General features: G+C 39.9%; 23 protein-coding genes. 19 read left to right on the top strand and 4 right to left on the bottom strand.

Annotated elements, in window-relative coordinates; genetic code table 11:
* Positions 1–16: 16 nt before the first annotated feature.
* On the bottom strand, positions 17–1,330 hold the full coding sequence (locus tag WG905_RS16385) for a M16 family metallopeptidase (RefSeq protein WP_339592826.1): 1,314 nt from the start codon (positions 1,328–1,330) through the stop codon (positions 17–19).
* A gap of 75 nt (positions 1,331–1,405) precedes the next feature.
* On the bottom strand, positions 1,406–3,052 hold the full coding sequence (gene pgi, locus WG905_RS16380) for a glucose-6-phosphate isomerase (RefSeq protein WP_339592825.1): 1,647 nt from the start codon (positions 3,050–3,052) through the stop codon (positions 1,406–1,408).
* A gap of 125 nt (positions 3,053–3,177) precedes the next feature.
* Between pgi and WG905_RS16375 the strand changes: the two genes are divergently transcribed.
* From WG905_RS16375 to WG905_RS16365, 3 genes are all read left to right on the top strand, one after another.
* Positions 3,178–3,684 carry a hypothetical protein gene (locus tag WG905_RS16375; RefSeq protein WP_339592824.1) on the top strand — a complete coding sequence of 169 codons (507 nt, stop codon included), beginning with the start codon at positions 3,178–3,180 and terminating at the stop codon, positions 3,682–3,684.
* 32 nt (positions 3,685–3,716) lie between these two features.
* A protein-coding gene (prfB, locus tag WG905_RS16370) for a peptide chain release factor 2 (RefSeq protein ID WP_339592823.1) occupies positions 3,717–4,794 on the top strand; the annotation gives its coding sequence in 2 pieces (ribosomal slippage) (positions 3,717–3,776 and positions 3,778–4,794; 1,077 coding nt in all).
* The gene (locus tag WG905_RS16365; RefSeq protein WP_339592822.1) at positions 4,794–5,714 is read left to right on the top strand and encodes an alpha/beta hydrolase; all 921 of its coding nucleotides are present in this window, start codon (positions 4,794–4,796) and stop codon (positions 5,712–5,714) included. The genes prfB and WG905_RS16365 overlap by 1 nt, the downstream gene beginning before the upstream one ends.
* Positions 5,715–5,852: 138 nt before the next feature.
* Here the strand turns inward: WG905_RS16365 and WG905_RS16360 are convergent, their stop codons facing one another.
* Entirely contained in the window at positions 5,853–6,713 is an 861-nt protein-coding gene (locus tag WG905_RS16360; RefSeq protein WP_339592821.1) for a transglutaminase-like domain-containing protein, read from the bottom strand.
* Positions 6,714–6,754: 41 nt separating this feature from the next.
* Here WG905_RS16360 and WG905_RS16355 point away from each other — a divergent pair, with 41 nt between their 5' ends.
* Complete coding sequence (locus WG905_RS16355; RefSeq protein ID WP_339592820.1) at positions 6,755–7,537, top strand: O-methyltransferase; 783 nt, start codon at positions 6,755–6,757, stop codon at positions 7,535–7,537.
* Here the strand turns inward: WG905_RS16355 and WG905_RS16350 are convergent, their stop codons facing one another.
* Positions 7,538–8,668 (bottom strand): BamA/TamA family outer membrane protein, encoded by a 1,131-nt coding sequence (locus WG905_RS16350; protein WP_339592819.1) that lies wholly within the window; start codon positions 8,666–8,668, stop codon positions 7,538–7,540. It lies immediately after the preceding gene.
* 129 nt (positions 8,669–8,797) lie between these two features.
* On the opposite strand from WG905_RS16350, the gene WG905_RS16345 reads away from it, so the two are divergent.
* The 15 genes from WG905_RS16345 to WG905_RS16275 all read left to right on the top strand — a co-directional run bounded on the left by WG905_RS16345 (position 8,798) and on the right by WG905_RS16275 (position 25,930).
* A complete protein-coding gene (locus WG905_RS16345; protein WP_339592818.1) occupies positions 8,798–9,775 on the top strand; it encodes a deoxyhypusine synthase family protein in 978 nt (325 codons plus the stop codon).
* Positions 9,776–10,027: 252 nt separating this feature from the next.
* The gene (locus tag WG905_RS16340; RefSeq protein ID WP_339592817.1) at positions 10,028–11,329 is read left to right on the top strand and encodes a c-type cytochrome; all 1,302 of its coding nucleotides are present in this window, start codon (positions 10,028–10,030) and stop codon (positions 11,327–11,329) included.
* A gap of 46 nt (positions 11,330–11,375) precedes the next feature.
* A complete protein-coding gene (locus WG905_RS16335) occupies positions 11,376–14,402 on the top strand; it encodes a TAT-variant-translocated molybdopterin oxidoreductase (protein ID WP_339592816.1) in 3,027 nt (1,008 codons plus the stop codon).
* A 23-nt stretch (positions 14,403–14,425) separates the two neighbouring features.
* Positions 14,426–15,898, top strand: coding sequence for an NrfD/PsrC family molybdoenzyme membrane anchor subunit (gene nrfD, locus WG905_RS16330; RefSeq protein WP_339592815.1), 1,473 nt, complete (start codon positions 14,426–14,428; stop codon positions 15,896–15,898).
* Positions 15,899–15,900: 2 nt separating this feature from the next.
* Complete coding sequence (locus WG905_RS16325; protein ID WP_339592814.1) at positions 15,901–16,437, top strand: DUF3341 domain-containing protein; 537 nt, start codon at positions 15,901–15,903, stop codon at positions 16,435–16,437.
* Positions 16,430–17,014 carry a c-type cytochrome gene (locus WG905_RS16320; protein WP_339592813.1) on the top strand — a complete coding sequence of 195 codons (585 nt, stop codon included), beginning with the start codon at positions 16,430–16,432 and terminating at the stop codon, positions 17,012–17,014. The genes WG905_RS16325 and WG905_RS16320 overlap by 8 nt, the downstream gene beginning before the upstream one ends.
* Positions 17,015–17,028: 14 nt before the next feature.
* Positions 17,029–18,243: a quinol:cytochrome C oxidoreductase gene (locus WG905_RS16315; RefSeq protein WP_339592812.1), complete on the top strand. Its 1,215-nt coding sequence runs from the start codon at positions 17,029–17,031 to the stop codon at positions 18,241–18,243.
* 61 nt (positions 18,244–18,304) lie between these two features.
* Positions 18,305–19,549, top strand: a complete 1,245-nt coding sequence (locus tag WG905_RS16310) for a cytochrome c oxidase subunit II (RefSeq protein ID WP_339592811.1) — start codon at positions 18,305–18,307, stop codon at positions 19,547–19,549.
* A 20-nt stretch (positions 19,550–19,569) separates the two neighbouring features.
* Positions 19,570–21,456, top strand: a complete 1,887-nt coding sequence (locus WG905_RS16305) for a cytochrome c oxidase subunit I (RefSeq protein WP_339592810.1) — start codon at positions 19,570–19,572, stop codon at positions 21,454–21,456.
* 81 nt (positions 21,457–21,537) lie between these two features.
* Complete coding sequence (locus WG905_RS16300; RefSeq protein WP_339592809.1) at positions 21,538–22,596, top strand: COX15/CtaA family protein; 1,059 nt, start codon at positions 21,538–21,540, stop codon at positions 22,594–22,596.
* A gap of 11 nt (positions 22,597–22,607) precedes the next feature.
* Positions 22,608–23,510: a heme o synthase gene (gene cyoE, locus WG905_RS16295; protein WP_339592808.1), complete on the top strand. Its 903-nt coding sequence runs from the start codon at positions 22,608–22,610 to the stop codon at positions 23,508–23,510.
* A gap of 19 nt (positions 23,511–23,529) precedes the next feature.
* A complete protein-coding gene (locus tag WG905_RS16290) occupies positions 23,530–24,114 on the top strand; it encodes a cytochrome c oxidase subunit 3 (RefSeq protein WP_339592807.1) in 585 nt (194 codons plus the stop codon).
* Positions 24,115–24,145: 31 nt separating this feature from the next.
* On the top strand, positions 24,146–24,850 hold the full coding sequence (locus WG905_RS16285) for a cytochrome c oxidase subunit 3 (protein ID WP_339592806.1): 705 nt from the start codon (positions 24,146–24,148) through the stop codon (positions 24,848–24,850).
* Positions 24,851–24,868: 18 nt separating this feature from the next.
* Positions 24,869–25,219 (top strand): cytochrome C oxidase subunit IV family protein, encoded by a 351-nt coding sequence (locus tag WG905_RS16280; protein WP_339592805.1) that lies wholly within the window; start codon positions 24,869–24,871, stop codon positions 25,217–25,219.
* Between the two features lie 6 nt (positions 25,220–25,225).
* The gene (locus tag WG905_RS16275) at positions 25,226–25,930 is read left to right on the top strand and encodes an SCO family protein (protein WP_339592804.1); all 705 of its coding nucleotides are present in this window, start codon (positions 25,226–25,228) and stop codon (positions 25,928–25,930) included.
* The last annotated feature ends 19 nt before the right edge of the window (positions 25,931–25,949 follow it).

Here is a 25,949-nt window from a genome sequence, read left to right as displayed (position 1 = left end):
TATTACCGTTGATTAATTATTTTTGTGGCAAATAATACAGGACAACCCGCTGGTTCTCACCCAGGTATTTACGGGCAATATCTCTGATTTCATCCCTGGTAATTGATTTCACCACATTTAATTCCTCATTGATGTCATTCGTGTTTTTGTTCTGAAAAGTGTAACCACTAGCAAGGTTTTCAGCCACACCAATCATTTTACTGTTTGCACTGATGTAACTGTTTTCAAATTGATTAAGCAGCTTCGTGTGTTCAGATTCGCTGATCAAGTCTGTCTGTAAACGAAGAATTTCAGCGTCAATGTCCTTTAAAAGATCATTCAACGGCGTATTGTTATTGGGTAAAGCCAAAGCGATGTAAGCACCGTGATCTTCTAAAGAATAATTGAAGGCGGCAACCTGTACGGCCGTTTTCTTCTCGTCTACCATTTTAGTGCTTAACCTGGAACTACCACCACCCGAAAGAAGGGTGCTGATCATGCCTAACACTTTATTTTCGCGGCTTTTCATCCCCGGAACGCGGTATGCAGCAAATATGGCGGGGATCTGTATATTGGCATCATAAACGGTGTCAATAATTTGCTTGGTAACAGGCTTTAATTCATACTTTTTCCTCAGCACAGGAACACCTTTAGGAACCTCGTCGAAGTATTTTTTAACCAGCATTTTAGTTTTATTCAGATCGATATCTCCTGCAATAGCCAAAACTGCATTATTAGGGGCATAGTATTTCTTGAAGAAACCAAGAAAATCATCCAACTTGGCAGCGTCAAGGTCTTCCATTGATCCAATAGGCTGCCAGCGGTACGGATGCCCTTCAAATAAATGCTGAAAAATATTTTCAGTAAACTTTCCATAAGGCGCATTGTCGATTCGAAGCCTCTTTTCCTCCTTTACAACTTCATTTTGAGTCTTGATGCCAACTGCATCAATTTTGGGGTGAAGCATACGCTCACTTTCCAGCCATAAACCCAGTTCCAATTGGTTAGATGGAAACATCTCATAATAAAAAGTCCGGTCCTGTGTGGTGTTCGCATTGTTTTGGCCACCGTTACTGCTTACTATTTTCATGAACTCACCACGCTTCATGTTTTCACTTCCTTCAAACAAAAGGTGTTCAAAGAAATGTGCCAAACCAGTTCTGTTGGTGTCTTCATCCTTTGAACCCACATGGTACATCACAGAAACAGCAACTACAGGTGCAGTTTTATCCTGGTGTAAAATAACATGCAGACCATTATCGAGGTCATACTCTGTAAATTTCACCTGTTGTGCTTGTACAGTCAGGAAGAGAACTGTAAAAGCCAGTGTTAAAATAGTTTTTGGTTTCATTTATATTTAGTTATTTAAGCTGTTTTTTTAATTAAATTCATCACCATTGTTCATTTATGTGTCAAAACTGTATGATTACCTCCAGGTTTTAAATTGGTTGATCAGGCCGTTCGTTGAAGCATCGTGAGAAGTTACGGGCTGGTCATCTTTCAATTCAGGCAAGATGCTTTTAGCCAGCTGCTTTCCAAGTTCTACACCCCACTGGTCGAAACTGAAAATATTCCAGATAATACCCTGTACAAATATTTTATGTTCATATATGGCGATTAGACTGCCCAGGCTATAAGGTGTTACACGCTTCAATAAAATTGAGTTGGTTGGCCTGTTGCCTTCAAACACTTTAAAAGGTGCAATCTGTTGAATCTCTTCTTCAGATTTTCCATCTTTTTTCAATTCTTCCACCACCTGCTCCAGCGTTTTACCATTCATCAGGGCTTCAGTTTGCGCAAAGAAATTGGATAACAAGATTGGATGATGTTCACCTACAGGGTTTAAACTTTGCGCAGGCGCTATAAAATCGCATGGCACTAACCGGGTGCCCTGGTGTATCAACTGATAAAAAGCATGCTGACCGTTTGTGCCCGGTTCACCCCAGATAATCGGGCCCGTTTCATAGCTCACCTCATTTCCATTGCGGTCTACGTGCTTGCCATTACTTTCCATATCCCCCTGCTGAAAATAAGCAGCAAAACGATGCATATATTGGTCGTAAGGCAAAATAGCCTGTGTTTCTGCATCAAAGAAATTGATGTACCATACGCCTATTAAAGCTAAAATAACAGGAATATTCTTTTCGAATGGTGTATTTTTAAAGTGCTCATCCGATGCATGGGCACCAGCCAGTAATTGTTTAAAATTATCAAAACCAATACTTAAGGCAATAGGTAAACCAATGGCACTCCATAAAGAATAACGGCCACCTACCCAATCCCAGAATTCAAACATGTTCGCTGTGTCGATACCAAAGGCCGAAACATCTTTGGCATTTGTGGAAAGTGCAGCAAAATGCTTAGCAATATCAGCTTCCCCGGCATCACTATTCAAAAACCAATCTCTGGCAGAATTTGCATTGCTCATGGTTTCCTGTGTGGTGAAAGTTTTTGAGGCAACCAGGAACAGGGTAGTTTCAGGGTCTAATCCCTTTAACGTTTCTACCAGGTGCGTTCCATCCACGTTGGATACAAAATGCAGGTTCAAATGGTTCTTGTAAGCTTTAAGCGCCTCGGTAACCATCACCGGACCCAAGTCGGATCCACCAATTCCAATATTGACAACATCGGTAATTCCTTTGCCGGTAAAACCTTTCCATTCGCCGGAAATGATCGCCTGACTGAATTTTTCCATCTTCGCCAAAACCTCATTCACCTCCTCCATCACGTTTTTACCATCAACAAGTATACTTTGGCTCCCTTGATTTCTTAAAGCAATATGAAGGACGGGCCTGCCTTCAGTTTGGTTGATTTGCTCTCCATCGTACATTGCTTTGATGGCCTCGTCTAATTTACATTCTTTAGCCAGTTGAATCAATAATGCCATGGTGGTATCATCAATCCTGTTTTTGGAATAATCTAACAGCAGGTCTTCAAATAGTACAGAAAATTTCTCAAAACGAGTAGGGTCTTCCGTAAAAAGTTCTTTCAAACTCTTTTCATTAATGTTAATAAAGTGATCGGCCAGGTATCTATAGGCTTCAGTTTCTGTAAAATTTATCGTTGGCAGCATAATTAATGTATTTATTGTAAATGTAATGGTTTATTTTTTCTGAAGGAATCATTTTCATTTTGGCAAAGAAATTGTCGAGATTTAGTAAGTAAGGGAGATCCCATTCATTATTAAATATAAATAAGATGTTAGACAAACTGAACCAACTGGTAAAAGAAAACGCTCAGGATGCTATTGTAAACAATAGTGAAATCCCAAATGAGAAAAATGAAGAAGTGGTGCAGGCTGCATCCGGATCTATATTTGATGCGCTCAAACAACAAATATCATCGGGTAATGTGAGCCAGCTTGTGGACACTTTTAAAGGTGGCACTACAGAAAACAGTCCAGTTGTAGAACAGGCGTCCGCTGGCTTTACAGATAAGCTGGCCGGTATGGGAATTAACCTGGAAACGGCAAAAAAACTTGCGATGACCCTTATACCCGGTGTCATGAGTAAATTTGTGCAAAAAACCAATGACCCCAACGATAAGTCTTTTGATATTCAGGATATACTCAGTAATATTTCAGGACCCGACGGGAAGTTCCAGATTTCTGACCTGACCAATATGTTTAACCAAGGTAAAACAGGTAGTGGTGATGCAGGAGATGAACAGGCTGGCCTTGGCGATAAATTAAAAGGACTGTTTTAAAAGCCCTTTCTAATTTATTATATATTTGCAGCATGACAAAAGAACAAATACAGGATTTAAGGGACAGAGTAGCGTCGCTGAGGAGGCATCTTTGACGTCGAAACACGACTTGAGGAAATACATGTAGCACAGCAGGTGACCCTGCACCCGGAGTTTTGGGATGATCCCAAAAAAGCGGAGAAACATTTGGCAGAACTTAATTCCAAGAAGGTGTGGACCGACGCCTGGCAGGAAGTGCAAAGTGAGCTGGAGGATACTGAGGTGCTTTTTGAATTCTCCCTTTCCGGCGATGCCACGAAGGAAGAAATGCAGGAACAATATGATAAATGCCTGCAGGCCATTGAAGACCTGGAACTGAAAAACATGCTGAGCAGCAAGGAAGATCAGCTCGATGCGGTTATGCAGATTACTGCGGGGGCTGGAGGTACTGAAAGTTGCGACTGGGCGGCAATGCTCATGCGAATGTATATCATGTGGGGCGAGAAAAACGGCTATAAAGTAACGGAGCAGGATTTTCAGGAAGGTGAGGTAACCGGGGTAAAATCTGTTACCCTGCAATTTTCCGGTGCCTTCTCTTACGGCTATCTCAAAGGAGAAAATGGTGTTCACCGTTTGGTGAGGATATCTCCATTTGATTCCAATGCACGCCGCCATACGTCATTTGCCTCGGTATATGTATATCCGCTGGTAGATGATACGATTGAAATAGATATTAAAGATGCCGACATAGAATTTGAAACTTTCCGTTCAGGTGGTGCCGGCGGACAAAATGTGAATAAAGTAGAAACGGCTGTCCGTTTGTATCATAAACCTTCAGGGATTGTGATTAAAAACCAGGAGTCGCGTTCACAGTTGCAGAACAAAGAAAATGCCATGCGTTTGCTGAAATCACAATTGTACGAAGCGGAAATGCGGAAGCGAATGGAGGCAACGGCGTTGGTTGAAGGTTCAAAGAAAAAAATTGAATGGGGATCGCAAATCAGGAATTATGTATTGCATCCTTATAAAATGGTGAAAGACTTAAGAACAAATTATGAAACCTCGAATGCCCAGGCGGTATTGGATGGTGAACTCAATGATTTTTTAAAGGCCTATTTAATGGAGTTTTAATGGTTAAATATTTTTATGCACTCTGCCTTGTTTTCCTTGTTACCGGTCATGCCATGGCACAAACTATAATTCCTTTATATAATGGAGCCATACCAGGGGCCAAACCGACTCCAGTGAGTTTTAAAGAGGTGGCAGATCAGGGTACGGATGGTGTGCTCAGGGTGAGTAAAGTGACTGTACCTACGCTTACCGCATACCTGCCTGCAAAGGATAAAGCAACAGGTACAGCCGTGATCATCTGCCCCGGTGGTGGCTATGGTATTTTGGCCATCAACCATGAAGGATATGCCATTGCAGAAGAATTTAACAAACTGGGCATTGCTGCATTTGTATTGAAATACAGGTTGCCTAATGATGAAACGATGATAGAAAGGGCATACGGGCCTTTGCAGGATGTGCAGCAGGCCATGTATATCTTGCGCAAGAATGCGTTAAAATGGAACCTTAAAACTGACCAGATAGGGGTAATGGGTTTTTCTGCTGGTGGCCATCTCGCTGCCAGCTTTTCTGTCCATTATGATGATGTGAAGATTCAAGAAAAGGATATCAATTTACGGCCCGACTTCTCCATCCTGATTTACCCTGTGATTTCCTTGTTGGAATCTCCTCATGTAGGGTCAGGAAAGAATTTACTGGGCGCTGCGGCAACCCAGGAACAGCTGACCTATTTTTCCGTGGAAAGGAACGTCGATCAGCATACGCCGCCAGCTTTTTTGGTCCATGCCATGGATGATCCGGGGGTCCCGGTGCAAAACAGCATTATTTACGGACAAGCATTAAACAAGTATAAAATTTCTGCAGAACTGCATCTTTACCAGGCCGGCGGACATGGTTTTGGCTTGAATAATAAAACAACTTCTGACCAATGGTTTGAAAGGCTGAAAAACTGGCTAAAGGCGAATAAGCTGATCAATAACTGATCACTTATAGATCAGTTACAGTTCTATTAAAGATCCCTGAATAATAAGTCGTACCAAAGGCGTAGCTGACTCGTACCTTCTACGGGTTTTCCGGTAGCAGGTAGGAAACACATCTACGGAACCAAAATAAACCTGTAATTACAAGCTTAAAATCTCCTGCAACTCTTTCAGTTCGCTTACTTTTTCAACAGCGCCTGCATTATTATAAGCTGATATTAAATTCCTGAGGACCCTCCGTATGATTTCAACGTTACTGCATGGGGCATAATAGCCCGGCTGCGGGTCGAGGTTTAATTGTCTGAGGAAATGATCGACATCATGTTTCCCGAAAATGGCTCCTTTGTTGAACGCATTGATGTAAAATAAAACGCTAAAATCCTGGCGTACCTGTTTTCCTTCATCAATATAACCCAGTATAAAGTGCTGTGGCAGGTTGATTCCATAAACCGGAATATCTAATTTCTGGGCAATGGTAGAATAGATGATGGCCAGGGAGATCTGGTTGCCTCTTTTGCTTTCTAAAACCTGGTTGATATAAGAATTTTGTGGGTCATGGTGGTTTTTGGTGTTTCCAGAAAAGCCGAAGTAGTTATAGAAAACATGGTTGAAGAGTTTTATTTTTTCAATAGAGCTCATTTCCGTTTGTAACCCCAACCAGATCTCTCTTTTGATATCATCAATCTGGTTTATAATTTTTTGCTCATCAAGATCAGGGTATTGATAGCGGTTAATCACCAGTGCGCCGTGTAACAAGTCGAATGCTCCACCTTGATACCATAAACTTAAATCTTCCTTAACGCTTGTAAATTGGATGCGATGAACAAGGTCCTCAATCCGCTCTTGTAAAAGTGAATCTATTGAATCTACCCAGGCATCTTCCAAAAAACTTATTGCAGCAGCACCATGTTCCAGCAAGCGCTGTTCAACGTGATGAAAAACTTCCTGATCAGGATCATCAAGAAGTTTAACCAATGCACTTATTTCTGTACTATTTTTCATTCTATGCAATTACAATTGTGTGTTTGCCTATTTTTGCGCGTATGGATTTTAGATTTTTAATTGATTTTCTGAAACATCGTTTTACCGCAAAAAGCAGACATGGCACTCATTCTCCATTTGTTTATAAACTCACAGATGAGGTAATTTACGATTTTAACTTTAATAAAGATTACAATAGCATAGAAGAGCAAAGAAAAAAACTTTATCGTGACGATGCTGTCATTCAGGTGACAGACCTTGGTGCGGGTTCTCATTTAAATAAGAACAGAACAAAAAAAGTAAAGGAAATTGCAAAAAATGCATTGAAAAGTCCTCGCTTGGCCCAGCTTATTTATCGCCTGGCTAAAGACACTAAACCAGCGAATATCATCGAGCTTGGTACCTGCCTTGGGCTTACCACAGCTTACCTATCAAAAGCTTGTCCTGAAGCCCGAGTAACTACCATAGAGGGTTGTCCCCAAACTGCTAAAGTTGCCGATGCGAATTTTAAAGCGCTGGAACTGCATAATGTGGAATTACAAGTGGGGAATTTTGATGAAATATTGCCGGATACAATAGCCGCGCATCCACAGCTTGACTTTGTTTATATCGATGGAAACCACCGCAAAGAGGCTACCTTAAACTATTTTAAATGGTGCCTGCCTAAGGTTTCTGAAAACTCCCTGTTGATATTTGATGATATTTACTGGAGTAAGGGGATGAAAGAAGCCTGGGAAGAGATAAAAGAAAATCCACAGGTTACAGTAACCGTAGATTTATTTTGGATCGGTCTTGTTTATTTTAAAAAGGGGCAGGCTAAAGAGCATTTCAAAATCAGGTATTAATTAAAATGCTTCGGCGAGACTGATGTAAAAGCCACTCTGACGTTTTTCATGGGGGGCTTTTTCACCAACACCGTAATCCAGTCTTATGCTCAGGCCTTTGGCGGGATCATAGAAATACCTGATGCCACCGCCCAAATTTGGCTTAAATTCTTTAAAATCAAATTCCCCATTTTCAAAAACCTGACCGGCACCTGCAAAAGCGACCAGCCCAAAACGGTTGGTAAAGCGGTACCTGATTTCGGTTTGTGCGGTGAGCAGGTTCTCTTCTCTAAACCGCCCTCTGTAATAACCACGCATCATTTCATCATTGCCCATTTGTGGCAGTAAATAAAAGGGGGTGTTTTTGCCTTGAACGGTATTGTAAATACCATTAACGCCAAGCACCAGGCGGTTGGCCACTGGAAAGAAGTTACTTGCCTTTACTTTGATCTGGCTTACACTAAAATCACTTTTAGAAAATAGGTTTGGTGCATATTGATAAGTTACCCGTCCAAAAAAACCTTTAGTAGGATAATTATTGGAGTTTCTGGTGTCGTAACTCTGCGAAAGCCCAACAAATAAAACGGGACCCCCATTTTTACCTTTTATCGCCGGATCGGTAGAAAACAGGCCACCAAGGGTTTTGTCAGTAAATTTATAATTTTCAAAACCCAATGAAATGCCTGTATAAGCGGAAGGCAGGAGTGATTTTTCTGCTTCCAGTAAAATCTTGATCTGATCTTCCAGCACCTTGTCTTCCATCAGCTCGCTTGTATTGTTGCCAATTCCATAAAAATTAAAAGGTGTCCTTCTGATTTTAAACTCACTCATCAAATGGTATTTATTTTCTGCGGTATAAATATCACTTCTTAGGGTAAGGTTGTATTGCTTTTTTGTGGATATAGACCCAACCATAGAGAAATTGGAGCTCCGGTTTAGCGGGTCGCTGCGGTCCATATAGGTAGAATAAAGTGCGCCTACACCAAATTCAAAACCTGTTTCCTGGCTATAGCCCAATACGGGTATCGGCATAAAGCTGGGTTTCCTGGTGGTGTCTATTTCGTTGGAAAGAAGCCGTTTGATTAATTTCTTTTGAGCGAAGGTACTGAAGGTGATAAAAAAAGATAGGCAGAGTAAGGCGATTTGCTTCATTGCCCAAATGTACAGGAATTATAAAACAGCGCAAAATTGTTCGCCGATCCGTTCTTAATTACTGAGTTTGTTCAGATAGGATGACATTGATAAGATAATTTCCTACTTTTGCGGATTATTAATATGACAATGAGCACACGAGGACCTATTTCACAATTTATGGAGGGTAATTACCTTCATTTCAATTCTGCAGCGATGATGGATGCAGCAAAAGGATATGAAACCCATTTAGACGAGGGTGGGAAAATGATGATCACCCTTGCCGGCGCAATGAGTACTGCAGAGCTGGGTATTTCTTTAGCTGAAATGATCCGTCAGGATAAAGTAGCTGCCATTTCATGTACAGGTGCAAATCTTGAAGAAGACCTGATGAATCTTGTAGCGCATTCACATTATAAAAGAGTGCCTAATTACAGAGATTTAAGTCCTCAGGATGAGTGGGAGCTTTTGGAAAGCCACTATAACCGCGTTACTGATACTTGTATTCCTGAAGAAGAAGCTTTCCGCAGGTTGCAGAAACATATTTATAAGCTTTGGAAAGATGCTGATACTGCGGGAGAGCGTTATTTTCCACATGAATTCATGTACAAAATGTTATTGAGCGGAGTTTTAGAGCAATACTATGAAATTGATCCTAAAAATTCATGGATGCTTGCCGCTGCTGAGAAAAACCTGCCAATCGTTGTTCCCGGATGGGAAGATTCAACCATGGGAAACATCTTTGCTTCTTATGTGATGAAAAAAGAATTGAATCCAACGACCGTGAAAGGTGGAATTGAATATATGGGCTACTTAGCTGACTGGTATATTGCCAACAGTGCAGGTAAAGGAATTGGCTTTTTCCAGATTGGTGGTGGTATCGCTGGAGATTTTCCGATTTGTGTAGTGCCGATGTTATACCAGGACATGGAAATGCCTAATATTCCATTCTGGAGTTATTTCTGCCAGATCTCAGACTCTACTACATCTTACGGTTCATATTCTGGTGCGGTTCCTAATGAGAAAATCACCTGGGGTAAACTAGATATCAACACCCCAAAATTTATTGTAGAATCTGATGCCACAATTGTAGCACCGTTAATTTTTGCATGGGTATTGAAAATGTAATTCAAAATTCCAAACAGCTTCCTGTTTTGGAAGAATGAAAATTCAAAGGGTTAAATGATTTTTCTTTGATTTTCGCTGTTTAAAGGCATAAATGCCTATTGTTTAGAATGAATATAAATTGTATTTGATGTCATTTATTTGTCATTGATAAATTAATAAACTTTACTTTTGTGGACGTTTTTGATGATAGCTATGGAGCTTGAAATCGAATATAACTTTAAGTTTTTTAAAAAATTGAATAAAATACTCATTATGAGGGATATCTCATTGGTCATTAGAAGAGTTTGGAAGTCGGCATTCATGATAACGGCTCTTTCTGTTTTAATTGTTTTTAGTACAAAAGCACAGGATGTGGTTGAGGGAAGGACAATCTTTAGAGAAAAGTGTACTTCTTGTCATGCCTTAGATCGCGATATGACCGGACCGGCCTTACAGCCGATTGTGGCTTCAAAAAGCGAAGAGTTCTTGTTGAAGTGGATTCACAACGCACCAGCGATGGTTGCTTCAGGTAATCCGGAAGCGGTAGAAGCTTCAAAATGGAGTGCAAATGCAGAAATGACTGCTTTCCCTACATTAACAGAAGATCAGATAAAAAACATCATTGCTTATGTAAAAGCAGGCGAGCCTAAGAAAGAGGGTGAAGCTGGTGCTGTTGCTGGTGGTGGTGCATCAGATGAAGTTTCTGACTTCTCTCTAGTTGGTGTGGCTGCAATCATCTTAATTTCCATTATTGTTCTTGTTGTATTGGGTAAAGCATCAAAAATGCTTGAACGCCTGATTCTTCAAAAACAAGGTATTGAAGTGGTAGAGCCTGTGAAGGTGAGCCTGGTAAAAGGTGTTGGTGGCTTATTTAAAAATAAGAAATTCATCTTCTTCTTTATCCTGTGTATCGTTGTAACCCTCGGTTCTTACGGTTGGATGGGAATGTGGAATACAGGGGTTCATACAGGCTATCAGCCAGTTCAGCCAATTAAGTTCTCGCATGAGCTCCATGCTGGTATTAACCAGATTGATTGTCAGTACTGTCACTCGGATGCATTTAAATCTAAAAATGCTTCAATCCCGTCACTAAACGTTTGTATGAACTGTCATACACAAGTTCAGGGCAGAGATAACAATGATGGAAACATCTCACCAGAGATTCAGAAGATCTATACTGCTATAGGATACGATGCAGATAAAATGACTTATGATAAGTCGAAAGAAAAACCTGTTGAATGGGTTCGTGTTCACAACCTGCCAGATTTCGCTTACTTCAATCACTCACAACACGTAGTGGTAGCGGAAGAAGCAATTCGCAAGCACAAAGGGTTACAGCCTAATGAGCCGGTTTGTTTTGCTTGTCACGGTCCTGTAGATGAAATGGAAGAAATTTATCAATATTCTCCGTTGACGATGAAATGGTGTATAGACTGCCATAACAAAGCAGAAATGGATGTTAAGGATAATGCATTCTACACCAAAATCATTGAGACTCATGACAAGATCAAGAGAGGTGAGAAAATTACGCCTGCTGCCCTTGGTGGTTTAGAGTGTGGTAAGTGTCACTATTAATAGAGTTTGTAAAAAAGAACGTTCGATAAACAGTAATAAAGCTTAAATGGAAAGCAATAAAAAATACTGGAAAGGCTTAGAAGAGTATAAAAACACTCCGGATTTTGTTGAAAACAACAAAAACGAATTTGCTGAGCCCCTTCCAATAGAAGATGTTTTAAATGAAGCAGGATTAAGTACCGTAACTCCTCGCCGCGACTTTTTAAAGGCGTTAGGCTTTGGTTTAGGTGCGGTAACATTGGCTGCTTGTCAGCCTGCTCCAGTTCATAAATCAATACCTTATGTTATCAGACCTGAAGAGGTTGTTCCAGGTATACCTAATTACTATGTGTCTACATTTAACGGCCGCAGTGTTTTAGTTAAAACCAGGGAAGGAAGACCTATCAAGATAGAGCCAAATCCTAATGCAGGTGAATTTAATATCGGAACTGACGCACAAACTCAGGCTTCTGTATTAGATCTGTATGATGTATCGAAACTTAAAGCCCCTGTTTTAAAAAATGAGGAGGCTACCTGGTCTAAAATTGATGAGTTTGTAAAAGCTGAATTAACTAAAGTACAGGCATCAGGTAAAAAAATACGTATTGTTTCATCTTCTGTACATAGTCCTTCAACAAAAGGTGTTGTTGCTGACTTTACAGCTGCCTATCCAAATACAAAACATGTACAATATGATGCCGTGTCTTATACTGGTATCATAAAGGCAAATGAAAACAGCTTTGGTAAAGCAGTTTTACCAAAATATAATTTTAACAACGCAGACCTGATTGTCAGCTTTGGTGCTGATTTTCTTGGAACATGGATTAGTGGTGAAGAATTTACCTCGCAATACATTTCCAACAGAAATAACAAATCCATCGTAAACGGGAAAATGTCAAGACATTTTCAGTTTGAAGCTGGAATGAGTATCACTGGTACTAACGCTGATACCCGCTTACCAATTAAATTATCGGAAGAAGGACCTGCATTAATTACTTTATACAATGCAATTACCGGTGCTTCTTTGCCTGGTGCTGCATTGCCTAATAATGCTACGGCTGATAAGGCTTTAAAATTAGTAGCAAAAGAATTGTTATTGAATAAAGGTAAATCTTTAGTGGTTTCCGGTTCAAATGATGTTTCAACACAAATCCTTGTGAATGCTATTAACTCCGCTATCGGAAGTTATGGCACAACAATAGATCTTGATCGTCCTTTCAAAGGTTATGCAGGTAATGATGCAGAATTCAAAGAGTTGATCAATGAAATGAACAGGGGTGAGGTTGGTGCAGTCTTCTTTTTAGATTCCAATCCTGCTTATAACGCCATAGATACCAAAACATTTACTGAAGCATTAAATAAAGTAGCTTTAAAAGTTTCTTTCTCTGATAGAAAAGATGAAACTGCTTCTCTTTGTGATGTAATTGCAACTAACCAGAACTATTTAGAGTCATGGGGTGATGCAAATGTTTATGATGGATCATATTCTATCGTTCAACCAACAATCAACCCGGTGTTTAACTCCCGTCAGGCTGAACAAAGTTTATTGGTATGGTCTAATGCTCCGGTACAAGATTACTACCAATATGTTCGTAACAACTGGGAGAAAAATATTTTACCAGGTCTTGGTAAATCATGGATTGAATTATTAGAAACTGGTGCTTTCTCGTTAACGGCTCCTGCTGCAGGTGCTGCTTATACCTTTAGCTTGTCGCTTGATGCAGTGGCTCAGTCCATCATCAGTAGCAGCAAGGCTTTGGCAAAAGATATCGAATTGCAGGTTTATGAAAGTATTCCAATGCGTGATGGTAGATATGCCAATAACGCTTTCTTACAGGAACTTCCTGATCCTGTGACTAAAGTTACCTGGGATAACTTCATTGCTATAGCGCCGAAGTTTGCGGAATCATTAGGATTGAAAGAATTTGATGTGGTTTCTGTTAAGGGAGCCAATGGTTATACGGTAGAATTGCCTGTGTTAATCCAACCTGGACAAGCACAAGGTACTGCATCTATTGCATTAGGTTATGGCCGTACCAAAGTTGGTAAAGCTGGTGATAACGTAGGTAAAAATGCCTATCCGTTTGTTGCTTTTGCCAATGGCACTTTGCAATATGCTACTACAGTTAGCGTAGAGAAAACTGGTTCAATTTATGAGCTGGCACAAACGCAAACGCACCACTCTTTTGAAGGCAGAAACATTATTCGTGAAGCTACCTTTAAGGAATTCGTAAAAGATCCGGCTGCTGGTTCTGGTAACCACGGTCCAAAACATAAAACTTACGATTTATGGGATAAATTCGAGAAACCAGGGAACAACTGGGTAATGGCAATTGATTTAAATGCTTGTACGGGTTGTGGTTCTTGTATTGTTGCTTGTAACGTAGAAAATAACATTCCTGTTGTTGGCCGTGATGAGGTTCGCAAAAGAAGAGATATGCACTGGATCCGTATCGACCGCTATTATAGCTTCGACGACGGTGATAAAAAAGTCTCTAAAGAGGGTGATGTTGCAGAACTTGAAAACCTTGACCATGTATCTGTTGTTCACCAACCGATGCTTTGTCAACATTGCGACCATGCTCCATGTGAAACAGTTTGTCCTGTACTGGCAACGGTGCATTCATCAGATGGTTTAAACCATATGGCTTATAACCGTTGTGTTGGAACACGTTATTGTGCAAACAACTGTCCGTACAAAGTTCGTCGTTTCAACTGGTTCAATTACTGGAATGATTCACGCTTTGATAACTACCTGAATAATGAATTTACGCAGTTAGTCCTGAATCCTGATGTAACTACACGTTCAAGAGGGGTAATGGAAAAATGTTCTATGTGTATTCAGAGAATTCAAACTGGTAAACTGGAAGCTAAAATGGAAAAACGTCCATTGAAAGATGGTGATATTCAAATGGCTTGTCAGCAGGCTTGCCCGGCAAATGCAATTGTATTTGGTGATGGTAACGATCCTGAGTCAGAAGTTTCAAAAGCATTGCGCAGTGAACGTACTTACTACGTTTTAGAAGAGATCAATGTACAACCGGGCATCGGATATATGACAAAAATTAGGAATACAGGTACAATACTAGCGTAAGCTGATATTAAATATAATATAATATGTCAGGACATAACGAATCAATATTAAGAGAACCACTTATCACCGGTAATAATATCACGTATGCAAAAATTACGAGCGATATTTTAAACCCGGTTGAGAATAAGCCAAATAAGGCTTGGTGGATAGGATTTATCGTAGCATCATTAGGTACGCTACTTTGGCTGGTTGCTGTTGGTTACACCTTTTGGACCGGTATTGGTGCATGGGGTTTGAATAAAACAGTAGGTTGGGCATGGGACATCACGGGTTTCGTGTGGTGGGTTGGTATCGGTCACGCCGGTACGCTGATCTCAGCGGTGTTATTGCTTTTCCGCCAGAACTGGAGGAATTCAATTAACAGATCTGCAGAGGCAATGACCATCTTCGCCGTTATCTGTGCTGCTACTTATGTAGTATCTCACATGGGTCGACCGTGGTTAGCTTATTGGGTTTTACCACTACCGAATCAATTCGGATCGCTGTGGGTTAACTTTAACTCACCGCTGGTTTGGGATATGTTTGCCATCTCTACTTACTTCTCGGTATCATTACTATTCTGGTACACGGGTTTATTACCAGATATCGCAACCATCCGTGACCGTGCATCAGGTTTCAGACGTAGGGTTTATTCAGTTCTTTCTTTTGGATGGAATGGAAACGTTAAAAGCTGGCAGCGTTTTGAGGCAGTGTCCTTAATTCTTGCTGGTATTTCTACACCATTGGTACTCTCGGTACACACGATTGTATCCATGGACTTTGCAACATCCGTAATCCCAGGATGGCACACGACAATTTTCCCTCCTTACTTCGTTGCCGGTGCTATTTTCTCCGGGTTCGCCATGGTACTTACCTTATTATTGGTTGTACGTAAAGTAATGGGCCTCGAAAATTACATCACCATGTTCCACATTGAATCGATGAATAAAATCATCATTCTTACAGGATCGATTGTGGGAGTGGCTTATATAACAGAGTTTTTTATTGCCTGGTATTCAGGTTCGGAATACGAACAATACGCATTTATCAACCGTTCTACCGGTCCTTACTGGTGGGCATACTGGATGATGATGACGTGTAACGTTATCTCACCACAATTACTTTGGTTTAAGAAAATCCGTACCAGTATAGGTGCAACCTGGATTCTTTCCATCGTGGTTAACATTGGTATGTGGTTCGAACGTTTCGTAATTATTGTTACTTCCCTTCACCGTGATTATATCCCTTCAAGTTGGGCGATGTTTTATCCAACGTGGGTAGATGTGGCTGTGTTTGTAGGTTCAATCGGATTGTTCTTTACCTTGTTCTTATTGTTCCTTAGGGTGCTTCCATCTATCGCCATTGCGGAGGTGAAAATGATCCTGAAGAGTTCAAGTGAGCAAAGTAAAATGGGATTGATTAAAGAGGGTCACTTAGATAAAGTACACGTGGATGAATATGTGGAGTCTTTAGAAAAGTTTGATAGTGTTAAACAAGAAGAATACGCAAAAATATAACCATGAGTAATATCAAATATATATTAGGCAGTTTTGGCGATCCTGACGAGATGATGCATGGCATTGACAAGTTGAAGGAGAATAATATCAAAATACATGATGTCTATACGCCTATGCCTATACATGGCATCGAAGCCAAACTAGGTGTAAAACGTTCAAGATTAGATGTTGCAGCTTTCTTTTTCGGTCTTACCGGAACAATCACCATGCTGTCGTTTGTTTATTTCGCAACGGTAATTGATTGGCCAGTTAATATTGGTGGTAAACCTCACTTCCCGTTAGCGAACTTTATTCCGATTACTTTTGAGCTAACGATTTTATTTTGTGCTTTCGGTCTTGTGGGTTCCTATTATGCTTCAACGCATTTGTTTCCTGGAAGAGCGCCGAGAGTAATGGATTTAAGGGCTACGGACGACAGGTTTATCATTGCCATTGATGCAAAAGAAAATGCTGAGCACAGCAAAATAGACAACTTATTAAAAGACGCAGGGGCTTTGGAGGTAAAATATAATGAAAGGAAATATATTAGCTATGAATAGGACAAGAATAGTATATGTAGCACTATTTGCATTAACTGTCGCTGTGTCTCTTTCATCATGCAAAGATAAGACCAGTACTGGATTAGAATTCGCAAGGAACATGTATGATCCTCTTGCTTACAATCCGGACCAGGCAAATAACAATTTTGCAAACGGACAGACTGCACAAACGCCTCCTCCAAATACGGATCCTATTGGTTTTGTGAAGTATGAGTACGCAAATACAAAAGAAGGTTACGAAGCTGCCGGCGCTAACCTTGTAAATCCATTGGCTTTAAATGAGCAAAACTTGGTTTCTGGTAAGCATTACTATACTGTATTTTGTGGACCTTGTCATGGTGATGCCGGTGATGGAAAAGGCCACTTGGTACAAATTGAGAAATATGCTGGTGTACCTTCTTACCATGGCGACGCAGCATCATCCCGCGGTGGAATGATGAAAGATTTATCTGCTGGAAAAATCTACCATACCATTATGTACGGTTTGAATAATATGGGCTCGCATGCATCACAGTTGACTCCTGAAGAAAGATGGAAAGTAGTGATGTATGTTCAACAATTACAAAAAATACAATAGAAAAGCAAGAATAAATGGGAACTCATAATTATAATTTTACTGAGCAGTTTGAGTTTACAGGCAAAGCAAAAACTTTGAGTATAATCGCTATCGTTGTTGGTATAGCGGCTATTGCTTATGGTTTTTCTGATCATGACCTTCATGAGCGGACTTTTGCAAACCTGTTACTAATGGGATACTACTTTGCATGCGTGTGTATGTCTGGTGCCTTCTTTTTAGCAATTCAATTTGTTGCACAGGCAGGTTGGTCTGCCTCAATTTTACGTGTGCCTGAAGCAATGGCTAAAACGCTGCCTATAGCGGCTGTTATTTTACTAGTTATTGTAGGTTCAGGTTTATACTCACATAATCTTTATCATCATTGGTATGGAGAGGGATTAACAGATCCCAACAGCCCTGATTATGATAAATTAATCGCTGGTAAGGCAGCGTACCTGAATGCGCCGTTTTTTATGGCCCGCCAAATTATCTTCCTTGCTCTTTATAGCTTCTTTGCTGTATTATTAAGCAGATTGTCTAACAATGAGGATTTAGCTGGTGGATTAACTTCTTACAGAAAAAGCTTTAAATATTCTTGTATATTTTTAGTGATCTTTGGCTTTACGCAACCAATCTTTGCTTTTGATACAGTGATGTCATTAGAAGCACACTGGTTCTCTACCATGTTCGGTTGGTATAATTTTGCCGCCATGTGGGTGAGTAGTTTAGCGATCATTGCGATTATCCTTATCTTGTTAAGAAAAGCTGGTTACATGCCATGGGTTAATAACAGTCACCTTCATAATCTTGGTCAATATATCTTTGGTTTCTCTATCTTCTGGACTTATGTATGGTTTGCTCAGTTCTTGTTGATTTACTATGCAAACATGCCTGAGGAGACAGTTTATTTTTATAAGCGCTTTGAATTCTATAAATTTTGGTTCTGGTTAAACCTGGTATTAAACTTCCTGGCACCATTGTTATTATTGATGGACCGTGATAACAAGAGGAAAGAGAATTCATTGTTAGCAGTTTCTATTGTGGTATTGTGCGGGCACTGGGTGGATTATTATCAAATGATCATGCCGGGTACGGTGGAAGCAAACCACGGATTTGGATTTATTGAGGTTGGAATTGCTATAGGTTTTGTAGGTTTGTTTACCTTTACCGTATTAAGTGCGTTAAGTAAAAAGGCGTTGATACCGAAAAACCATCCGTTTTTACAGGAAAGTTTGAATCACCAATTGTAAGTGGTGATTATATAGAGTATATAAATTGAATGTGTTAAGTACAATGTACTACTTTAAGGAAATGAGTTTAAGAAAATTTATCAGTAATAAAACAATGGCGATTTCAGCAGTGTTGGTAAGTGCATTTGCAAGTACCAGCGCCTTTGCTCAGGAAGCTGCCGCAGGTGCTGCCGCTTCCGGCGCAGCAAAACCTGTTGATATGGGGCCGATTTATAAATCGGTAATTTTTTACACGCTGCTCTTTTTATTGCTGTGTTTATTCATAGCAATAGTTGGAAAGGCAATGCGTGTATATGAACTTACCCGCGAAGCACAGGATAAGCCTGCAGGTATAAACTGGAATATGATTAACGCAGTGCTGTTTGCGGTATTCCTTGTTGTAGGTCTTTATGGGGTATATTGGGAATACACAGTTCATGGTAACATGATCTTGCCTGAAGCCGCCTCTGAACATGGTAAGAAAATTGATCAGATGTTTAACACCACGCTGATCATCACGACCATTGTTTTCATCGCTACACATATCCTTTTATTTACCTTCTCTTATATTTACCGACACAGAGGTAATAGAAAAGCATATTACTACCCGCACAATAATACCATAGAGCGTATCTGGACAATTGTTCCGGCTTTAGTTTTAACGGTATTGGTATTGATGGGCTTCTTAACGTGGAGATCAATTTTCTATAAGGTTGAAGATCCAAACAATAAACCATTAAGTATTGAGGTTACGGGTTCACAGTTCTCCTGGGCAATTCGCTATCCTGGAGAAGATGGAGTAGTTGGCAAGAAGAACTATAAACTAATTTCTTCCCTTAACGGTTTGGGAATGGACTTTAAGGATAAAAACAATCTGGATGACCAGATGGCTGATGAAATTGTTATTCCAATTAACAAACCAGTAAGGTTTATTTTAACCAGTAAGGATGTATTGCACAGTTTTTATCTTCCACACTTTAGGGTACAATTAAATACGGTGCCAGGCATGAGCTCTTATTTTGAGTTCACACCAACCATTACAACTGCTGAAATGCAGGCTAAGACTAACAACCCGGCTTTTAAATACATTCTTTTATGTGCTAAAATCTGTGGACAAGGTCACTTTAACATGCAAAGAACAGTGAGAGTTGTATCTCAGGAAGAATATAACGAGTGGGTTAAAAAACAACTTCCATATATTAATAATGACTTAAGAAAGGAGTTTGACCTGCCGATTGTACCAGAGGCTCCTACAGCAGCGCCAGCAGATACTACTGTAACGGATAGTGCAGCAACAAAAACTAATCAATTGGCTTTAAAAAAATAATAATACTGGAATAAAGCATTATGTCAACTATAACATTACACGATACGCATATCAAAGAGGATCATTCACATGGTCATCACAAGCAGTCCTTTCTATCAAAATACGTATTTAGCCAGGATCATAAAATGATAGCCAAACAGTTCCTGATTACAGGGATTATTATGGCTGTTATTGCAATGGTTTTGTCCATCTTATTTCGTCTGCAGTTAGCATGGCCTGATAGAAGCTTTCCAATTCTTGAAACTTTCTTAGGAAAATGGGCAGAAGGAGGTAGGATAAAACCCGATTTTTATCTGGCACTGGTCACCATACACGGTACCATCATGGTTTTCTTTGTATTAACGGCAGGCCTAAGTGGTACTTTCAGTAACTTGTTAATTCCACTACAGCTAGGTGCGAGGGATATGGCGTCACCATTTCTTAACATGCTTTCTTACTGGTTCTTCCTGGTTGCATGTGTGATTATGATGGCTTCCTTCTTTGTGCAAACAGGGCCGGCGAGTGCCGGATGGACCGTTTATCCGCCTTTATCATCCTTACCTACCACCATAGCAGGTTCAGGAATGGGGATGACTTTATGGTTAATCAGTATGGTGCTTTTTGTAGCCTCTCAATTAATGGGCGGTATTAACTATATCAGTACAGTATTAAACATGCGTACCAAAGGAATGGACATGTGGAAAATGCCATTAACGATCTGGTCATTCTTCTTAACTGCCATCCTTGGTGTATTATCCTTCCCTGTATTGGTTGCAGGTGTGGTACTATTAATCTTCGATAGAAGTGCCGGAACAAGTTTCTACCTTTCTGATATCGTTATTGGTACTCAAGTGCTTCCTAACGAAGGTGGTTCACCAATTTTATGGCAGCATTTATTCTGGTTCCTTGGTCACCCTGAGGTTTATATCGTAATTATGCCAGCATTGGGGATCTCATCAGAGGTCATCTCTATCAACTCCAGAAAACCTATTTTCGGATACCATGCCATGGTTTATTCATTGGTAGGTATTACCGTATTATCATTTATCGTATGGGGTCACCATATGTTTGTGACCGGGATGAACCCTTTATTAGGTGGTGTCTTTATGATCACGACGTTAATTATTGCGGTGCCTTCGGCGGTGAAGACCTTTAACTACCTTGCTACCTTATGGCGTGGTAACATCAGGTTTACACCAGCGATGTTGTTTGCCATTGGTTTAGTTTCATTCTTTATCTCTGGTGGTTTAACTGGGATCTTCTTAGGTAACGCGTCCCTTGATATCAACTTACATGATACTTACTTTGTAGTTGCTCACTTCCACCTTGTAATGGGGTCTGCGGCCATCTTTGGTATGCTTGCTGGTGTTTATCACTGGTTCCCAAGAATGTTCGGTAGAATGATGAGTGATAAATTAGGTTACCTTCACTTCTGGATCACATTTATTTGTGCTTACCTGGTTTTCTTTCCGCTACACTTCTTAGGTTTAGATGGTGTTCCTCGTCGTTACTATGCCTTTACTGAATTTGAATTTATGCAAAAATGGGTTACGGTTAACGTTTTCGTAACCTGGGCAGCAATTGTTGCTTCATTAGCACAAGTAGCTTTCTTGTTTAACTTCTTCTATTCGATTTTTAAAGGTAAAAAAGCGCCGCAAAATCCTTGGGGAGCAAATACACTTGAATGGACAGCACCTGTTGAACACCTGCATGGTAACTGGCCAGGAGAAATACCTACAGTTTACCGTTGGCCATATGATTATAGTAAACCTGGTGCAGAGGAAGATTTTATTCCTCAGACAGTGCCTTTCTCTAAAACGATGAGCTCTAATATGCCTCATGATTTTGAGGGAGATCCTGAAGCAGAACGCATCCAGACGAAATGGAATTTAGAACAAGAAAAATTAGTTAAAAATCCACAAGACTAAATATTAGTTTTCCACATATTTTGGGGTATCTGCAGTGAGTAAATACTTACAACAGATACCCCATTTTTTTTAAACATATCCATGAATCCTATATCTCATGCTAAATTTACCCGGCTTAACCTGATAACTATTGGGGTTACTCTTTTGGTGATTTTAGCCGGCGGAATCGTTCGTAGTACTGGCTCAGGAATGGGTTGTCCGGATTGGCCTAAGTGCTTTGATCAATATATACCGCCAACCTCGGTAGAACAATTGCCCGCAGATTATAAAGAAAAGTATACAGCTGAAAGGATAGAAAAGAATGAACGCTTTGCCAAATCTTTAGATAAGCTCGGTAAAAAACATCTTGCTGATCAAATCAGGCATGACAAATCCATTCTTGAACACGAAGAATTTAATGCCGCCAAAACCTGGACGGAATATTTAAACCGACTTGCGGGGGCAGTGACCGGCTTTTTTATGTTGGCGCTTGCCATCTACTCCTATAAATACCGGAAAGTTGCAAAGCGGATCTTTATCTTGAGTGTCCTCAATGTATTTGTGGTTGGTTTTCAAGCCTGGCTGGGTTCTATTGTGGTGTCCACGAACCTGCTTCAATGGGTGGTTACTGTCCATATGCTTTTAGCACTGGTTATTTTGGCTGTCCAGGTGTATACTTACCATTACGCACGCCAATTGTATAAAGACAGGGTTGTGATTGTTTCTAATATGGGCTGGTTGAAAGTGCTGATCATCAGTAGCCTTGTGGTGAGTACGGTACAGATTATATTGGGTACCGAAGTTCGGGAGGCTATTGACACCATTTCAAAAGAATTATTCAACCAGGAACGTGCTACCTGGGTCAGCAAAGTAGGGGATGCGTTTATATACCACAGAGATTTAGCTATTTTAGTAGCCGTTTTAAACGTGCTGATTTATAAAATAGTCATGGACAAGTTTGGTGGTAAAGCCACTGAATTGCGGGTAGGTAATTCTATTGTAATTGTTTTAATTGTTCAGGTATTAAGTGGACTTTTATTGTCTAACTTTGCGTTGCCGCCTTATGCACAAGCAATTCACATTTTATTTTCAACCCTATTATTTACGTTGCAATTTTATTTGTATTTGTTGGTATACAGGACAAGTACTTATAAACATTAATTTTATATAAATTGAAACAATATTTAGCGGATTTTTCAAAACTTATTAAGTTCAGACTTACATTTTTAGTTGTATTTTCTGCATCTATAACATTTTTGATGGGATCTAAGATGCAGGTTTCCAGAGGAGATTTGCCAGGTATAGACTGGGTTGGTTGGTTAATTTTGATAGCGGGTGGTTTTTTAGTGACAGGAGCAGCAAACTGTTTCAATGAGGTTATTGAGAAGGACATCGATAAATTGATGGACAGAACTCAGGACAGGCCTATGCCCGCGGGAAGGATGACTACCGGACAAGGATTGGTTTTAGGATTGATCATGGGAATTGTGGGTACCTTCCTTTTAGGAAAGTTGAACCTGGAGACCGGGTTATTATCCGTATTCTCTATTTTACTCTATGCTTTTGCCTATACACCTTTAAAACGTAAATCGCCTATCGCTGTATTCGTTGGTGCTATTCCAGGTGCCTTGCCACCCTTGATTGGTTATCTTGCTGCATTTGGTCATTCGACAACCTTTTATCCCATTGATTATACCATTGCTATCGTATTGTTCCTGGTGCAGTTTGCCTGGCAATTCCCGCATTTCTGGTCGCTGGCCTGGGTGCTTGATGATGATTATAAAAAAGCAGGAATCAGATTGCTGCCCACTACCAAAAGAGATAAAACAAGTGCGTTGATTACCTTGTTAAGTACGATCATATTAATACCGGTAAGTTTGCTCCCTACTTATTATGGGTTCGGCGGATATTATGTTGCCGGCGTATCCATTATTGCAGGCCTTGTTTTTTTCTGGTATGCATGGAAATTGTATATGGAAATGGATATACCTAGTGCACGTAAAGTGATGTTTTGTTCTTTTTTCTACCTGCCTGTCGTGCAGCTGGTATTATTATTCGATTTTCTAACTATCTAACTAAATAATTTAAATACTCATGGATCATACATTTAAAGATAACGATCAGCAGGTAAAGTTTGACTCCAAGCCAAAGAAATTCATTATTTGGTTGTTTGTGGTGTCATCCACAATTATGTTTGGGGGCTTCACAAGCTATTACATTGTTTTTTCCGGATCAAAAGGTAAGGGGCATGGTTTGGTGCTGCCAGACATGTTCTTATACAGCACTATCGTATTGGTGTGCAGCAGCATCTGTTTGTTTTTGGCTTCAAAAGCTTTGCGTAATAAAGTAATACAGAAGCAAAAGCTTTTTTTAGGGTTAACGCTGCTACTAGGCATTTCTTTTGGTTACTTACAGGTTGAAGCGTGGTCTAGTTTATACCAGAGTGGTGCCGTCTTAGTCAATAATAACGCTGCGATATCCATCATCTACATTGTTTCAGGAATTCACTTACTGCATATTTTTGGAGGGCTTTGCCTTATTACCAACGCTTTAGTTGGCGCTTATGGCAAAATACCAAACGACCGAATGGAGTACCGTATGGAAATTGCATCAATATTTTGGCATTTTATAGATATATTATGGATATATCTGTATGTTTTTTTACTTTTGAACAGTTAGAATTTTTAACAACCTATTACAAATAATAAAAATGGATTCATTATCACAATTAGATCAGGTAAAAACTACTGCATGGAGCGGCGGCCGTTCACCATGGTCCGTAGAATACGGCAAAATAATGATGTGGTTTTTCTTGGTGTCTGATGCATTTACTTTCTCATCACTGCTTGTTTATTATGGTGCACAACGGTTCACTAAATTTACATGGCCTGATCCTGATTTGGTGTTCCAGTCAATCCCAGGTATAACTGATACCGGTGCTCCATTGGTATTCGTCGGCATCATGACCTTTATTTTGATTATGAGTTCAGTAACGATGGTACTAGCCGTTGAAGCCGGACACAGGAGAGCTAAAAAGGAAGTGATCTGGTGGATGGTTGCAACAGTTATCGGTGGTATCATGTTCCTTGGCTGTCAGGCATTGGAATGGACCCACTTACACCATGCAGGTTTCTGGTTCGCCAGTTATCCAACCTCAGGTTTAGAGAATTATTTTGTAGGCCCTGTATCTACAGTAGCAGCTTTACAGTTCTCCAACTTGTTTTTTACCATTACAGGTTTCCATGGTTTCCACGTCTTTACCGGGGTAATTATTAACATTATCATTCTAATAATGACCATCAGAGGTGTTTTCGAAAAACGAGGCAGCTATTTAATGGTAGAAAAAGTGGGCTTATACTGGCACTTTGTTGATTTAGTTTGGGTATTCGTATTTACCTTCTTTTATTTGGTTTAATCTTTTAATAAAAATATAATGTCAGAACATAACGTACATACCACAACAGATCACGGACACGAAGCTCATTCAGGTCTGACCAAGAAAAGAATATGGGAGGTATTTGCTATCCTGTTGGTTATTACACTTATCGAATTTTTCATTGCCCTTTGGGTTATACCTAATGGCTACATGTCTCACAGCGTTGGTAACTTTTTATACATTGCTTTAACCTTGTTAAAAGCTTTTTATATCATTGCCTATTTTATGCACCTGAAGTATGAGAAGTTTGGCTTACAATTGTGTGTATCCATCGTTTTTTTATTTATCATTTATTTCATCGTGTTAATGTTAATTGAAGGTGGTTATCTGAACTTACACATGAGTTAATTATACATGAAATTATTTCCTATAAAAAAAATATTAATCCTGGTCACCATTTTAGCGGTACCAGGATTTTTATATTATTTACTACAGGACAAAGGAAAGAACAGGTATAAACCCCTTCCGTACTTTGGCGAAAAAACAGTAGCCTCGACCTTTCATTCAGTAAGGGGCACTGAAGTACCTGACACCATTTATCACCAGATTCAGGATTTTAAATTGGTTAATCAGCTGGCTGACACCCTTAGCTGGAAAGACTTTGAAGGTAAAATCGTTATTTTGAACCTATTTTATGCCTCGGATAACCAGGCAACTAAGATGGCAAATAACGCCATAGGTGTGTTACAAAAAGTGTATGGCAAAAATCCGGTCATTAACTTTGTTAGTTTGAGTATAGATCCTGTTCATGATACACCTGAGCTGTTAGCTAAATATGCTTCCACGCATCAGGCAAAAGCGGGGAAATGGGATTTACTAACCGGGGACAGTACCCAGGTCTACCAAATGGTCAACAAACAATTGCTTTTGGATGCTGTACAAAAAAATGAGAATGGCAAAAGTACTTTTGCATATAATAACTTTTTTGTACTGATTGATCCGAGACATCATATCAGAGGCTTTTATGACATCTCCTCACAGGAGGCTTTTACAAAATTGGACGACGAAATAAAAGTCCTGATTGTAGAGGAGTTGCGTAATAATAACGACGGCAGATAAAAGCAGTTAAAAATAGAAT

It is taken from the genome of Pedobacter immunditicola (assembly GCF_037482985.1).
Lineage (GTDB): Bacteria > Bacteroidota > Bacteroidia > Sphingobacteriales > Sphingobacteriaceae > Pedobacter > Pedobacter immunditicola.
The sequence above is the reverse complement of the archived record's forward strand: the minus strand, read 5'-3'. Positions and strand labels throughout refer to the sequence as shown.

Excerpts from the sequence above, each read along its gene's own strand:
- WG905_RS16385 (WP_339592826.1), bottom strand. The coding sequence starts at position 1,330 with ATGAAACCAAAAACTATTTTAACACTGGCTTTTACAGTTCTCTTCCTG.
- pgi (WP_339592825.1), bottom strand. The coding sequence starts at position 3,052 with ATGCTGCCAACGATAAATTTTACAGAAACTGAAGCCTATAGATACCTG.
- WG905_RS16375 (WP_339592824.1), top strand. The coding sequence starts at position 3,178 with ATGTTAGACAAACTGAACCAACTGGTAAAAGAAAACGCTCAGGATGCT.
- WG905_RS16365 (WP_339592822.1), top strand. The coding sequence starts at position 4,794 with ATGGTTAAATATTTTTATGCACTCTGCCTTGTTTTCCTTGTTACCGGT.
- WG905_RS16360 (WP_339592821.1), bottom strand. The coding sequence starts at position 6,713 with ATGAAAAATAGTACAGAAATAAGTGCATTGGTTAAACTTCTTGATGAT.
- WG905_RS16355 (WP_339592820.1), top strand. The coding sequence starts at position 6,755 with ATGGATTTTAGATTTTTAATTGATTTTCTGAAACATCGTTTTACCGCA.
- WG905_RS16350 (WP_339592819.1), bottom strand. The coding sequence starts at position 8,668 with ATGAAGCAAATCGCCTTACTCTGCCTATCTTTTTTTATCACCTTCAGT.
- WG905_RS16345 (WP_339592818.1), top strand. The coding sequence starts at position 8,798 with ATGAGCACACGAGGACCTATTTCACAATTTATGGAGGGTAATTACCTT.
- WG905_RS16340 (WP_339592817.1), top strand. The coding sequence starts at position 10,028 with ATGAGGGATATCTCATTGGTCATTAGAAGAGTTTGGAAGTCGGCATTC.
- WG905_RS16335 (WP_339592816.1), top strand. The coding sequence starts at position 11,376 with ATGGAAAGCAATAAAAAATACTGGAAAGGCTTAGAAGAGTATAAAAAC.
- nrfD (WP_339592815.1), top strand. The coding sequence starts at position 14,426 with ATGTCAGGACATAACGAATCAATATTAAGAGAACCACTTATCACCGGT.
- WG905_RS16325 (WP_339592814.1), top strand. The coding sequence starts at position 15,901 with ATGAGTAATATCAAATATATATTAGGCAGTTTTGGCGATCCTGACGAG.
- WG905_RS16320 (WP_339592813.1), top strand. The coding sequence starts at position 16,430 with ATGAATAGGACAAGAATAGTATATGTAGCACTATTTGCATTAACTGTC.
- WG905_RS16315 (WP_339592812.1), top strand. The coding sequence starts at position 17,029 with ATGGGAACTCATAATTATAATTTTACTGAGCAGTTTGAGTTTACAGGC.
- WG905_RS16310 (WP_339592811.1), top strand. The coding sequence starts at position 18,305 with ATGAGTTTAAGAAAATTTATCAGTAATAAAACAATGGCGATTTCAGCA.
- WG905_RS16305 (WP_339592810.1), top strand. The coding sequence starts at position 19,570 with ATGTCAACTATAACATTACACGATACGCATATCAAAGAGGATCATTCA.
- WG905_RS16300 (WP_339592809.1), top strand. The coding sequence starts at position 21,538 with ATGAATCCTATATCTCATGCTAAATTTACCCGGCTTAACCTGATAACT.
- WG905_RS16290 (WP_339592807.1), top strand. The coding sequence starts at position 23,530 with ATGGATCATACATTTAAAGATAACGATCAGCAGGTAAAGTTTGACTCC.
- WG905_RS16285 (WP_339592806.1), top strand. The coding sequence starts at position 24,146 with ATGGATTCATTATCACAATTAGATCAGGTAAAAACTACTGCATGGAGC.
- WG905_RS16280 (WP_339592805.1), top strand. The coding sequence starts at position 24,869 with ATGTCAGAACATAACGTACATACCACAACAGATCACGGACACGAAGCT.
- WG905_RS16275 (WP_339592804.1), top strand. The coding sequence starts at position 25,226 with ATGAAATTATTTCCTATAAAAAAAATATTAATCCTGGTCACCATTTTA.